This is a genomic window from Cellulosimicrobium cellulans, assembly GCF_042723955.1.
Classification (GTDB): domain Bacteria; phylum Actinomycetota; class Actinomycetes; order Actinomycetales; family Cellulomonadaceae; genus Cellulosimicrobium; species Cellulosimicrobium cellulans_H.
The window spans coordinates 1-11,517 of sequence record NZ_JBHXIC010000007.1; the positions used below are offsets into that span (position 1 = coordinate 1).

Here is an 11,517-nt window from a genome sequence, read left to right on the forward strand (position 1 = left end):
ACCGCCCGACCCGCCCCCCCCCGCGCCACCCACGTGCGGGGGGCGCGTATTTGTTTAACTCAGCCGGGGGCCCGGGGCCGCGGGGGGGGGCCCCGGCGCAGCCGGGGCCTGCGGGGCGGACGCCTGCGCGGGCGGCGCGGGGGCCGGCGCGGCCGGGGCGGCGCCGTCCGCGTGGACGATCGTGGGCGGCGTCGCGGACGCGCTCGCCGTGACGGGCAGTCGTCGTGCCATGACGGTGTTTCCTTCCTGGGTGTCGCCGGCGAGCCCGGCGGACGCGGCGTCGTCGGCGGGCGCCGCGACGGTGTCGGTGACCTCGTCGATCCGCGCGTCGTCGAACGCGGGGACCGAGACGTGGGAGACCTCGAGCAGACGGCCGCGGGCCATGACGGGACCCTCGTCCTCGTCGGACCACATCCGGGACCAGGCCTCCTCGACGACCTCGGCGTCGAGCTGGATGCCGATGCTGAACCCGGTGCGCGAGCCGAACGTCGCCTCGCGGATCACGCGGTCGCCGGTCTCGGTGCTCTCAACCTCGAACGTGCCGTAGACGCCCTCGCCCGGGACGACCTCGAAGTCGGTCGCGTACCCGGCGGTCGTGCGGCCGTCGTGCTGGAAGAGCAGCGGGATGCGCTCGGCCTCGGAGACCCGGAGCGACTCCTCGTCGAACTCGAGCTCGTACCAGCCGAGCTGTGCGGGCTGCCCGAACGGGACGATGAGCCCGCGGATCGACCGCTCGCCCACGCGGGTCTGGGTGCCCGCCACGAGGCGGATGAGGCTACGCGGCATCGGTGGTCTCCTGGGTCTGTTCGATGGGCGGCAGGTCGAGCCACCGGTCGCGGGCCTCGTCGACGGTGACGAGCTTCTTCTCGACGGCGACGCCGGCGGCGTTGATCACCTCGGCCGTCGTGCCGCGCACGTACCGGGTGGTGTCGAACGACACGACCTGTCCGCGCGGCGTGAGGTCGGGCATGGACAGCCGCTCGACGATCGCGGCCATGTACGGGTTGACCGCGACGACGCGCTCGGCCGCGATCTGCTCCTTGTTCGTGTACGTCATGCCGGACTCGGAGGGGGCGTTGATCTGCTGCGACTCGAGGTTGAGGAGCTGCGCGATCGCGACGTCGGACCGCTCGCGCGCCTGCGCGAGCTGGATGCGCGCGGCGTCGAACTGGACGGCCTCGTACTTGAGCCGCCCGATCCAGCGGGTGACGCGCTTGCGCGACCCGGATTCCCACTGGTCGAGGAGCTTCTGCACCTGCGCGTCGGTGAGCTTGTCCCGGCCGCCGGAGGTCGCCTGCGACTCGTCGCGCAGCACGCCGAGCGGGACGTCGATGTCGGCGTACCGCCGCACCGCGGACTCGAGCTTGAGCGCGGTGCGCAGCACGACTGCTCCGCGCTTGAGCAGACCGCCGGTCGGGGAGTCGAACCGGACGAGGTCCGTGAGCGGCACGTTCTCGCCGCGGTAGGTGACGGTCTGCGTCTCGGTGTCGATGCGCAGGAACCGGAGGTCGAGGTGCTCGAGGAAGAACGGGAACCCGTTCGCGTCGCGCACGGGTCGGCCGTCGGGCAGCGACCGCGGGACGCGGCACCACGCGTGCGGCTCGTGCACGAGGTCGGCGACGAGCCGGTACTTCCACGTCGAGGCGGTGAGGTACGGGTCCGGCTGCTCGAGGAGCGAGCGGCGCACGAACTGGCGCGCGGGCAGCGTCGGGGCGGTGCGGCCGTCCTCGCCGGCGGCGACCCGGGTGCACACGAGCGGGAAGCCGGCGATCGTCCCGGCGATCACCTGCTCGCCGCGGGAGACGGCCGGGATGGTCACGGCCTCCTCGCGGCGTACCCGCTCGGAGTCGACGTTGATCCCGAACGCGGCGGCGACCCCGGGCGGGAGGTCCGCGACCTGCGCGACGTCCCCGGCAGTGCCGGGGAGCGTCGCGGAGGCCGTCACGATGCCGAGCCGTCGGAGGAGCACGCGGCCACCGTGGGCGAGCACGCTCGGGCCGGTCCAGCGAAGCCGTTTGCCAAACGCGAAACCGGGCCGTTCAAACGGTCAAACGCCGGTCGGGAGCATGATGCTCGGCGGGTCGAGCGGAGCCTCGGCGTGGTCGAAGAACCACGCCGCCATCGTCCCGGCGTCGAGGCCGGCGATCGACCCGGCCGAGCCGCGCAGGTCCCAGACCCACCGGTTGCCGAGGGTCTTCTTCGCGGCCTGCCCGGCGACGTGGTCGAGGTCTTCGTGACCGACGTACGCGAGCTGCCCCTCGACGATCGCGGCGAGCGTCGCGATGCACGAGGTCGCCATCTCGGCGTACCCGATCCGCTCGAGCACGTAGCCGCGGCGCTCGAGCTCGTCGCCGACGTCGGTCGCCGGGCCGAACCGGTCGTAGCCGACGGCGATCGGGTCGCGCGCGTCGATGAGCTCGGCCATGCGGTCCGCGACCCACGCCGTGCCGTCGCGCGCGTCGAGCACCTTCCAGCGCATGAGCCGCTCGTCGCCCGGCTCGCGCCACGCGGCGAGGATCGCGGACCGGGACCGGTCCGGCGCGCACGCGAACGCCATCGCGACGGGCACCGTCGGGACGGGCAGCGCGTCGCGGCGCGCGTCGACCCACGGGCGGAGCGGGATCACGGACTCGACGGTCTTCGTCCACCGGTTGCCGTAGGCGCGCAGAATCTCGCCGACCGCGCCACGCCGCGCGAGCTTCGTAATCTCGGTCCGCACGGCGCGCTCGTTGAGCGTGTACCCGCGCGCGGGCATGTGGGAGAGCAGCGTCTCGACCGCGGCCTCGAACGCCTCGCCGTCGGGGTCGGTCTCGAGTCCGTGCTGCACCTCCTCGTGCGCGTCGTCGGGGAGGCCGAGCTCGAAGTACGCGACGCCCTCGCGCACGCCCGCGGCGACCGCGGCCCGGCCCGCGTCCACGTCCTCCTTGAGCCAGACCGACGCGTCGGTGCCGGCGGTCGAGTGCCGCCAGTACTGCCCGCCCGTCGTCGTGAACGTCGGCCCGATCGCCTGGTCGAGCGCGCGACCCTCGAGCAGCGTGAACGCCCAATGCTCGTCGACCATCACGAGCTCGTTCGGCTTGCCGTGCAGGGCCTCCTCGCCCGGGGCGAACACCCGGAGGAACGAGCCCTGCCGGCGCAGGTACAGCCCCTCGCTGCCCTGCGACCGGCGCACGGTCGCGAGCGGCGAGAGGACCGAGGACTCGAACCGGACGGCGTAGTCCTCGATCAGGTTGTCGCGCGCGTCCTGCCGAGTCTGCGCTGTGTACCAGCACCGCGCGTACCGCTTCGTGAGCGAGCGGTGCAGGCCGATCGGGCCGTCGAGCGTGGTCTTGCCCTGCTGCCGCTGCACCGTGATCAGGACGTCGGTGTACGCCCACGACCCGTCTGGGAGCACCTCGAGCGCGACGTCGGCGACGTGCCGCTGCCACGGCATGAGCGGCGTGCCGGTCGCGGCGGCGATCTTCGCGACCGCACCCCCGAACGTCGGGCGCTCGGGGGTGCGCGGCGTGCCGGTGATCCAGCCCCTCACGACGCGGCCGGGGCGGGCGCGTCGGGCGTGCCGAGGTCGGCGAGGAACGCGTCGAGCCGCTCGTCGACCTCGGGCACCGCGACGGCCTTCACGGGGGCCTCGGCGAACCGGAGCAGGACGAGCACCTCGCGCAGCTCGCGCGACGCCGCGGCGACCGCGTAGGGGTCAGGCTTCGTCAGCGTCGCGTGGTCGACCATGCGCGCGAGCGAGAGCGCCTGCCACGCGAGCGGCTCCTCGGTCGCGGAGAGCGCCTGCTCCTTGCGCGCGGCGCGGATCGCGGCGAACACCTTGCGCTCGGTCCGGCCGAGGCGCCGCTTCTCCCCGGTCGGCGTCATCGTCAGGTCGAAGAGCTCCTCGTCCTGCGGCGCGGCCGGGGCCTTCCTCTTGGTCACCAGTCCCACTCCCTCTCAGGGTTGAGCACCGCGAGCAGGTGCTCGCGGCGCAGGTACCACTCGTCCGCGGCCCGCTGGTGGCGTGCGCCGCGCGTCGAGTCCGCGACGCGAGCGCGCACGACGACGGGGCCGGGGTCGACGACCTCGACGACCCACCCGTCCGCGACGTACTGCCGGAGCTGCGCGACGGTCGGTGTCGCGTGGATCACGAACACGCGGGCGCCCGACGACGCAGGCAGCGAGACGGCGCGGCGCAGCGCGGCCGACCGCGCGCCGATCGCGACGTTCCGCACGTGCTGCGGGTAGTCGTGCCCGACCGCGTGCGCCATGCTCACCGGCGCGAGCGCCGCGGCGAGCCGGTCGAGGTCGACGACGACGTCGCCGCGCTGCGCACGCTCGAGCGCGTGCGTGGTCTTGCCGCCACCGGGCGGGCCGATCAGCACGGTCACCGGGACCGTGGGGCCGGCCTTCGTTGCCTGCGTCCCGCGCGACAGGTTGCACGACGCGCACGACGCGCGGCAGTTCATCGGGTCCCACTTCTGGCCGCCGTCGGCGAGCGGCACGATGTGGTCGACGTGCGTCGCGTGCTCCCCGCACACGTCGGCGCCCTTCGGGACCTGGCAGCGGTACCCGTCCCGGGCGAGCACGGCCTCGCGCAGCTTGCGCCACTGCCGCGTGCTGCCCGCGGCCCACGACCGGCTCACGGCTCACCGGCCAGGCGCCACGCCTGCACGACGGGCGCGGGCAGGTACCGTCCGCGCTCGGGTACGTCGATGCCCTGCTCGCGCGCCCACCGGCGCACGTGCCCGACGTCGTAGGTGCCCTGCGCCTTCGCGACGTCGTCCTGCTCGACGCACCGCTCGAGCTCGATGAGGACCGACCGTGCTCGCGCGGCGAGCGTCTGCGTGCGCTGCCGCGGGGACGCCTCGGCGCGCGCGAGCAGCTCAGCGACGGACCCGGCGCGCGGGCGCTGCCCGACGACGTCGAACCGGTCGCGGCCGATGTTGATCCGCATCCCGAACTCGCGGCCGAGCTGCACGACGGCTCGCCGCGGGACGCCCGTCGTCGCGCACACCTGCGCGATCGTGCGTCCCGCGGCGAGCATCGTGTACACGCGGTCTCGCAACGCGACCGATCCCTCGGTCACCACGCGGCCCGCCACAGAATCGCGAGCCCGGCCGGGGCGGCGAGCCACGTCGCCACGTTGAGCGACCACGCGAGCACCGCCCACGGGTTGATCACCCGCACCTGCTCGTCCTCGTTCACTTGCCCTTGCCCTCCTCGTCCTCGAGCTCGCCGCCGTTCGCGGCGTCGGCGAAGATCGCGGTGATCTCGTCCTCGAGGTCCAGCGGCAGCACCTCGCCACCGGACCGCTTCTCGAGCGCGCGACGGAGGAGCTGCTCCGCCGTGCCGAGGTCGGCCGGGAGCACACGCTCGATCCGGCCGACGCGCGCCGTCGCGATCACGTCGCCGGTGTCGACGTCGGTCGTGATCTTCTGCGTGTCGAGCACGACGACGCACACGACCGGCCGGTCGGGGAACTGGATCAGGTCTCGCTCTGCCGAGGTGAGGCCGTTCGCCTCGCCCTTCGGCAGCCGCCCAGCGAGCCGGGCCATCAGTCGTTGCTGCCGGTGTCGGTCGCGGTGGCCGCGAGCTCGTAGGGCACCGGGGCGTCGAGGTCGAACTCGGCGGCGACCCGGAGCAGCGGCGCGGTGAGGACCGTGCCGACGAGCGTGCCGTGCGAGTCGTAGTGCCGGACCTTGACCTCCATGCGGTCCCCGAGCGGGGACGCGGCGACAGACAGGTCGCGCACCGCCTGCGGGTCGACCCCGCCCTCGACGAGCAGGACGTACAGCCCGAACGTGAACCCGAGGTCGGCCGCGATGGTCTCGACCTCGAGGTCGACGACCTCGTCGTCCTCCTCGGTGCGCGCCTGCTCGACGCCGTCGGCCGCGGCCTGCTCGACGTCGGCGAGCACCTGCGCGTCCTGGTCGAACGCGGCGGCGACCTTCTCCTCGGTGGTCGTCTCGGCCGGGGCCTCGTCGCCCTTCTTGCGTGCGGTCATGACGGTTCTCCTTCGATCGGGTCGAACAGGGTGTCGTCGTGCGCGGCGAGCGCCGGCACGTCCAGGGGTGGACCGGTCCACCCGTTGGTCTTGAGGCGGCGCTCCTCGCGGCGACAGAACGGGCACAGCGGCTCGTCGTTCTTCGTCCGTTTGTCGGTGCGCTCGCCGTGCGGGCACGTGGGCCACTCCGCGGCACGCCGGCTGTTGAAGTCCTTCATCGGGTCCTCCCCACGCCGAGGCGCTTGCACAGGACCGCGGCGCGGTCGCGGGCCTCGGGGCCGATGGTCGCGAGCTCGTGCTTCACGAGCAGGTAGCCGTGCCACGGGTCTCCGTCGCCGGCGTCGTAGCAGATGCGGAGCAGCTCGTTCTCGTCGATCCGCGTCGTGTCGAGCGCAGCGAGTGCACGGCGCGTGTTCGGCTCGTGCTTGTGGATATCTCCGCCCGCCCCGCCCGGGTGGTTCTTGGACGGTTCCTGGACGGTTCCTTGTGCGACAGCAACTGTCGGGTCGTTTGCGACACCTGCTGTCGGGTCGTTTGCGACACCTGCTGTCGGGTCGTTCTTCGACCGTGCGACAGTTCTGTCGGGTCGTGAGGCAGCGAGCGCCAGGTCCCAGACCGTGGGACGGCGGTCGCCGCGGCGGAGCTTCACGAGCTGCTGGTCGCCCTTGCGGATGAGGCCGGCGTCCCGGAGTGCGGCGAGGTGGCGCTCGACGGTGCGGCGGGTGACTCCGAGCTTCTCGGCGATCGTCTCGACGTGGGGCCACGCCCCGGTGCCGTCGTCGCCTGCGTGGTCTGCGAGGACGAGGAGGACGCGGAACGCGCCGTGCGGGACGTCCTTGGTCGGGGCGTCGTAGAGCGCCCAGAGCATCGCGCGGAGGCTCACGAGGCGGACCGCTCAGCGAGGAGGGCGTCGACAGCCTCGGCGGTGAACAGGTACGCGCCGCGAGCGCCGGGGGCCTTGGCTTCGGCGGTGAGGTCGCCGGAGCGCACTAGGCGGGTGACGGTGGGGACGGAGACTCCGAGCCGGTCCGCGGCATCGCGGGTCGTCAGAAGGGTCGTCTGGCTCATGTGGTGCAGCGTGGCACATATGCGCCACGTCAGCAAGCAACGACGCTCGTTCACCCTTGCGCCGGTGTGCCCGGATAAGTAACGTTGCGCGCATGACGCAACTGACGGTGGCCGGCGAGGTACCGGCGTGGCACCAGGGGGATTTCCTGCGCAAGGCGCGCGAGCACGCGGGCCTCAGCCAGGCGGAGCTCGCGGAGGTGACGGGCATCTCGCGGCGCACGGTCGTGCGGTACGAGAGCGGCGAGGCGGTCGTCCGCCGGCCTCAGCTCATCGCGTGGGCGATGGCGACCGGCGTGCCGCTTGCGTGGCTGAACGGCGAGAGCCCCCGCCAGGACGGTGGTCCTGAGGGGGGCTCTCGTGTGGTGCGCCCGAAGGGATTCGAACCCCCAACCTTCTGATCCGTAGTCAGATGCTCTATCCGTTGAGCTACGGGCGCCGGTCCTGCTCGGCCGCTGATCGCTCACCGGCCGTCGAGAACACTACCGTGTCCCCGCCCCGAACCCAAACCGATCCGGCCCCGGAGGGCGCGAGGTGACGGACGCCACGCCGTCCGACTCTCGCCGCACGCGGCGCGTCGGACGGTCCCCCCAGGGTCGGACCCGCACGGGACGACGTCCCGTCCACAGCCCGACGCGACGGCACCCGGCGCCGTCGGACGATCGACCCATGACGTTCACCGGCCCCTCCACCGCCCCCGGCGGCTCGCCTCTCGTCGCGAGCGCGCTCACCAAGGTCTACGGCTCCGCCCAGACCGCGACGCACGCCCTCGCGGGCGTGAGTCTCACGGTCCACCCGGGCGAGTCGCTCGCGATCATGGGCCCGTCCGGGTCTGGCAAGACGACGCTCCTGCACGTCCTCGCGGGCATCATCACCCCGACCTCCGGCTCGGTGTCGTGGCGGGGTGAGGACGTGACGACGCTCTCCGAGGCGCGTCGCACCGTCCTGCGCCGCCAGGACTTCGGTTTCGTCTTCCAGTCCGGCCAGCTCCTGCCCGAGCTGCCCGCGGTGGAGAACGCCGCCCTGCCGCTCATGCTCGCGGGCACGGCACGCGCCGAGGCCACGGCCGTCGCCGCGCGGTGGCTCGCGCACCTCGGCCTCGCCGGGATGGAGCAGCGCCGCCCGGGCGAGCTCTCCGGCGGACAGGCCCAGCGTGTCGCGATCGCGCGCGCGCTCGTCGGGTCGCCCGGCGTCGTCTTCGCCGACGAGCCCACCGGCGCGCTCGACCAGTCGACCGGTGCCGAGGTGCTCGACGTGCTCACGCGTGCCACCCGCGACTCCGGCGCCGCGCTCGTCGTCGTCACGCACGACGCGGGCGTCGCCCGCCACTGCACTCGCACCGTGACGATGCGCGACGGCCGCATCTCCGGCGAGTTCTTCGCCCCCGGGGCCCAGACCGCGACCCCGAGCGCGCCGAGCCAGGAGAGCGCGCGATGAGGACCGTCGACCTCTGGTGGCTCCTGCGCCGTCGCAGCGCCGACGAGCGCGACCCGCAGGGCCTGACGAACGTCCTCGCGATCATCGCCTTCGGTGTGACGACGGCGATCCTGCTCGTCGTCATGGGCGGCTTCCACGCGTTCCTCGAGCGCGCCGGCGGCATCGACGGCATGCGCGAGGGCATGGACTCGGCCATCACCCCGTACGCGACGCAGTACCCGCTCCTCGCGGGCGTCGCGTCGCTCCTGCTGCTCATCCCGCTCGTGACCCTCGGTGCGGCGGCCGCGCGCCTCGCCGTCGCGCGCCGCGACGCCCGCCTCGCGGCGCTGCGCCTCGCGGGGGCGACGACGGGCCAGGTCACCACCCTCACCGCCCTCGACGCCGCCGCACAGGCAGTGATCGGCGCACTCGCCGGCCTGCTCGGCTACGGCGCGCTGCTGCCTCTCGTCGCGCAGCTCCGCTTCCAGGGACGCACCTTCGCGATCGGCGAGCTCTGGGTGGGGGTGCCCGCGCTGCTAGGCGCGGTCGTGCTCGTCGTCGCGATCGCGCTCGTCTCCGCGCTCGTCAGCCTGCGCCGCGTCGCGATCACCCCGCTCGGCGTCGCGGCCCGCGTGACGCCGCCCGGGCTCAAGGCCGTCCGGCTGCTGTCGATGGGGGTCGCGTTCGTCGCGTTGATCGTCGCGACCAACCTGTCCTTCGGGTCCGTGGCGGTCGTCCTGACCGTCCTCACCGTCATCCTGCTGGTCGGCTTCGCGACGGTGAACGTCGTCGGACCGTTCGTCATCTGGCTCGTGGGCAAGATGACGGCCGGGAGCGCGCGCCGTGTGCCGACGCTGCTCGCCGGGCGGCGGATCGTGGACAACCCGAAGACGGCGTGGCGCTCGGTCGGCGGGGTCGCGCTCGCGACGTTCATCGCGGGACTGACGAGCATCTTCGCGCTCCTCGACCCCGGCCTGAGCGCCGACCCGGACGAGGTGCAGTACCTCACCGACATGAAGACCGGCGGGTTCCTCACCCTCGCCATCGCGGGCGTGCTCGCCGCCGTCTCGACGGGCGTCATGCAGGCGGGCCGCGTCATCGACCAGCGCAACGAGTACCGCACGCTCGTGCTGTCCGGCACGGACCTGCGCACGCTCGACCAGGCGCGCTTCCGCGAGACGCTCGTCCCGCTCGTCGTGAGCGTCGGTGTCTCGACGTTCGCCGCGCTGCTGTTCATGGTCCCGGTGATCGGTCTCAACGCGTTCGCGAACGTCGAGGTCGTCGTGCAGTTCCTGCTGTGCGTCGCGGCGGCGTCGGCCCTCGTGCTCTCCGGCGCAGGGGCCTCGCGGTTCGTCGTGCGGTCCGCGCTCGCGACCACGGGGAGCGCGTAGCCACCCCGTACGCGTCAGCGCCCCGCTGGTCTCCGGACCCGTGGGGCGCTGACAGCGCTCCGCCGGGCAACAGAAAAGGCCCCGGGCGCTGAGCACCGGGACCTTCCTGAGCGGAGACGGAGGGATTTGAACCCTCGAACGGATTGCTCCGTTACCACCTTAGCAGGGTGGCGCACTAGACCTGACTATGCGACGTCTCCTCGCAGGCTCGACGGGAGAGCCTGCGTCGCCCAGGGTACAAGGGCGCCGCCGCGAGACCAAACCGCCGGGCCCGACGGCCTCGCGCGCACCCGTCCGACCGTCTAGCGCTCGAACGTCCACTCACGGTCCGTCAGCATGCGGGCCACGGCGAGGCCGATCGCGAGCGCGACGATCACCAGCCCGGCCTCGACGGCGTAGGCGAGCGCCTGCGCCGTCGCGCCGGTGTTGAACTCGTACACCGCCCGGTACGCCGTGACACCCGGGACCATGATGACGACGGCCGGCACCGACACCGTGATGCGCGGGACGCGCAGCGCCGGCGCGACCGTGGCCGCCAGCAGGCCCACGAGGAGCGCGGCCGCGGCCGCTGCGGCCTGGGGCACGACGTCGGCGTCCACGAGGAGCAGCCGCCCGACGTTGGCGACCATGCCGATCGACGCCGCCCCGAGCGCCATCGCCCAGGGGCTGTTGAACATGAGCGCGAACCCGAGCACGCCGAGGAAGCTCGCGACGCTCCGCAGGCCGAGGAACAGCGGCTCCGCCAGGCCGGGCGGCGGCACCGGGTCCGGGGCGAGCCCCGCCGCGGCCGACACCCCCCACACGGCCAGCGCGGCCGAGGCGAGGATCATGAGCGCGTACGTCACCCGGGCGACCCCGGCGGAGAAGTCGAGCTTCGCGAGGTCCAGCGCGCCGGTGACGAGCGCGAAGCCGGGCACGAGGAACAGCACCGCGGAGACGTAGCCCGCCTCGTGGCCGCCGTCGACCCCGGCGATCTCCGACAGTGCCAGGACGAGGACCAGGTAGGCGAGGCTCGCGACCGCCGCCGCGAGCATCGTCACGCCGAACTGGTTGATCCCGCGGTGCAGCATCGCGCGCCGCACGCCCTGGCCCAGCGCCGCGGCGACGAGCACCGCGCCGCACTCGACGAGGCCGCCGTTGTTGAGGAACGCGAAGGCCGCGCACGCGATCCCCGCCCACAGGGCGTTGAGCAGCGCGCCGTACAGCGGCGGCCGGCGCGCGATCCGGTCGAGCTCCGCGTCGACGGCGTCCAGGTCGGCGCCCGCCGGCAGGGCCGCGGAGAACCGCTCGAGCTGCGCCAGGCGGTCGGCGTTGATCCCGATGGACCGGACCTCGGTGAGCTCGGTGCGGAAGATCGGGCCCCGGTACGACGTCGCGGTGATCTCCGTGAGCGTGACGTGCGCGGCGATGTGGTCGAGCCCGAGCGCGTGCGCCGCGCGCGTCATGTGCGACTTCACGCGGTAGCTGCCCGTGCCGGCGGAGAGCGCGAGGCGGCCGATCCGCAGCACGGTGCCCGACCGTCGGATGAGGTCGACGGGCTCGAGACCGGCTTCGTCGGCCGGGGAGGGCTCAGGCGTCACGAGGCCATGATCCCGTAGGTCCGCGCCCGCGGCACTCGCCGAAGGTCCCGGTCGCCCGTGCCCAGGGGCCGGACAGCGG

16 protein-coding genes and 2 tRNA genes are annotated in these 11,517 nt (G+C 73.5%); 3 read left to right on the forward strand and 15 right to left on the reverse strand.

Going from position 1 to position 11,517, the window contains the following annotated elements:
- Positions 1-54 precede the first annotated feature (54 nt).
- The 12 genes from ACFWH7_RS03400 to ACFWH7_RS03455 form a co-directional block, all read right to left on the reverse strand.
- A complete protein-coding gene (locus tag ACFWH7_RS03400; RefSeq protein WP_378215029.1) occupies positions 55-786 on the reverse strand; it encodes an HK97 family phage prohead protease in 732 nt (243 codons plus the stop codon).
- The gene (locus tag ACFWH7_RS03405; protein ID WP_378215030.1) at positions 776-1,969 is read right to left on the reverse strand and encodes a phage portal protein; all 1,194 of its coding nucleotides are present in this window, start codon (positions 1,967-1,969) and stop codon (positions 776-778) included. Before ACFWH7_RS03405 ends, ACFWH7_RS03400 begins: the two co-directional genes overlap by 11 nt.
- 78 nt (positions 1,970-2,047) lie before the next feature.
- The gene (locus ACFWH7_RS03410; RefSeq protein ID WP_378215031.1) at positions 2,048-3,529 is read right to left on the reverse strand and encodes a hypothetical protein; all 1,482 of its coding nucleotides are present in this window, start codon (positions 3,527-3,529) and stop codon (positions 2,048-2,050) included.
- Positions 3,526-3,921, reverse strand: a complete 396-nt coding sequence (locus ACFWH7_RS03415; protein WP_378215033.1) for a hypothetical protein — start codon at positions 3,919-3,921, stop codon at positions 3,526-3,528. Before ACFWH7_RS03415 ends, ACFWH7_RS03410 begins: the two co-directional genes overlap by 4 nt.
- Positions 3,918-4,625 (reverse strand): HNH endonuclease, encoded by a 708-nt coding sequence (locus tag ACFWH7_RS03420; RefSeq protein ID WP_378215035.1) that lies wholly within the window; start codon positions 4,623-4,625, stop codon positions 3,918-3,920. The genes ACFWH7_RS03415 and ACFWH7_RS03420 overlap by 4 nt, the downstream gene beginning before the upstream one ends.
- Positions 4,622-5,068 carry an Lsr2 family DNA-binding protein gene (locus ACFWH7_RS03425; protein ID WP_378215036.1) on the reverse strand — a complete coding sequence of 149 codons (447 nt, stop codon included), beginning with the start codon at positions 5,066-5,068 and terminating at the stop codon, positions 4,622-4,624. Before ACFWH7_RS03425 ends, ACFWH7_RS03420 begins: the two co-directional genes overlap by 4 nt.
- Positions 5,065-5,187 carry a hypothetical protein gene (locus tag ACFWH7_RS03430; RefSeq protein ID WP_378215037.1) on the reverse strand — a complete coding sequence of 41 codons (123 nt, stop codon included), beginning with the start codon at positions 5,185-5,187 and terminating at the stop codon, positions 5,065-5,067. Before ACFWH7_RS03430 ends, ACFWH7_RS03425 begins: the two co-directional genes overlap by 4 nt.
- Positions 5,184-5,537, reverse strand: coding sequence for a hypothetical protein (locus tag ACFWH7_RS03435; RefSeq protein WP_378215038.1), 354 nt, complete (start codon positions 5,535-5,537; stop codon positions 5,184-5,186). The genes ACFWH7_RS03430 and ACFWH7_RS03435 overlap by 4 nt, the downstream gene beginning before the upstream one ends.
- The gene (locus ACFWH7_RS03440) at positions 5,537-5,986 is read right to left on the reverse strand and encodes a hypothetical protein (protein WP_378215039.1); all 450 of its coding nucleotides are present in this window, start codon (positions 5,984-5,986) and stop codon (positions 5,537-5,539) included. Before ACFWH7_RS03440 ends, ACFWH7_RS03435 begins: the two co-directional genes overlap by 1 nt.
- The gene (locus ACFWH7_RS03445) at positions 5,983-6,204 is read right to left on the reverse strand and encodes a hypothetical protein (RefSeq protein ID WP_378215040.1); all 222 of its coding nucleotides are present in this window, start codon (positions 6,202-6,204) and stop codon (positions 5,983-5,985) included. Before ACFWH7_RS03445 ends, ACFWH7_RS03440 begins: the two co-directional genes overlap by 4 nt.
- Positions 6,201-6,869, reverse strand: a complete 669-nt coding sequence (locus tag ACFWH7_RS03450) for a helix-turn-helix domain-containing protein (RefSeq protein WP_378215041.1) — start codon at positions 6,867-6,869, stop codon at positions 6,201-6,203. Before ACFWH7_RS03450 ends, ACFWH7_RS03445 begins: the two co-directional genes overlap by 4 nt.
- On the reverse strand, positions 6,866-7,054 hold the full coding sequence (locus ACFWH7_RS03455) for a helix-turn-helix domain-containing protein (RefSeq protein ID WP_378215042.1): 189 nt from the start codon (positions 7,052-7,054) through the stop codon (positions 6,866-6,868). Before ACFWH7_RS03455 ends, ACFWH7_RS03450 begins: the two co-directional genes overlap by 4 nt.
- A gap of 92 nt (positions 7,055-7,146) precedes the next feature.
- On the opposite strand from ACFWH7_RS03455, the gene ACFWH7_RS03460 reads away from it, so the two are divergent.
- Positions 7,147-7,452, forward strand: coding sequence for a helix-turn-helix domain-containing protein (locus tag ACFWH7_RS03460; RefSeq protein WP_378215106.1), 306 nt, complete (start codon positions 7,147-7,149; stop codon positions 7,450-7,452).
- On the opposite strand, the gene ACFWH7_RS03465 is transcribed toward ACFWH7_RS03460, so the two are convergent.
- Positions 7,415-7,490, reverse strand: a tRNA-Arg gene (locus ACFWH7_RS03465). The two genes, ACFWH7_RS03460 and ACFWH7_RS03465, sit on opposite strands and share 38 nt — an antisense overlap.
- 230 nt (positions 7,491-7,720) lie before the next feature.
- Between ACFWH7_RS03465 and ACFWH7_RS03470 the strand changes: the two genes are divergently transcribed.
- Together ACFWH7_RS03470 and ACFWH7_RS03475 are read left to right on the forward strand one after the other, a co-directional pair.
- Positions 7,721-8,488, forward strand: a complete 768-nt coding sequence (locus ACFWH7_RS03470; RefSeq protein WP_378215043.1) for an ABC transporter ATP-binding protein — start codon at positions 7,721-7,723, stop codon at positions 8,486-8,488.
- On the forward strand, positions 8,485-9,858 hold the full coding sequence (locus ACFWH7_RS03475) for an ABC transporter permease family protein (RefSeq protein ID WP_378215044.1): 1,374 nt from the start codon (positions 8,485-8,487) through the stop codon (positions 9,856-9,858). Before ACFWH7_RS03470 ends, ACFWH7_RS03475 begins: the two co-directional genes overlap by 4 nt.
- Before the next feature lie 111 nt (positions 9,859-9,969).
- Here the strand turns inward: ACFWH7_RS03475 and ACFWH7_RS03480 are convergent.
- Both ACFWH7_RS03480 and ACFWH7_RS03485 read right to left on the reverse strand, forming a co-directional pair.
- Positions 9,970-10,058: transfer RNA gene (locus ACFWH7_RS03480), tRNA-Ser, on the reverse strand.
- Between the two features lie 102 nt (positions 10,059-10,160).
- Positions 10,161-11,438, reverse strand: a complete 1,278-nt coding sequence (locus ACFWH7_RS03485; RefSeq protein ID WP_378215045.1) for a threonine/serine exporter family protein — start codon at positions 11,436-11,438, stop codon at positions 10,161-10,163.
- Positions 11,439-11,517 lie beyond the last annotated feature (79 nt).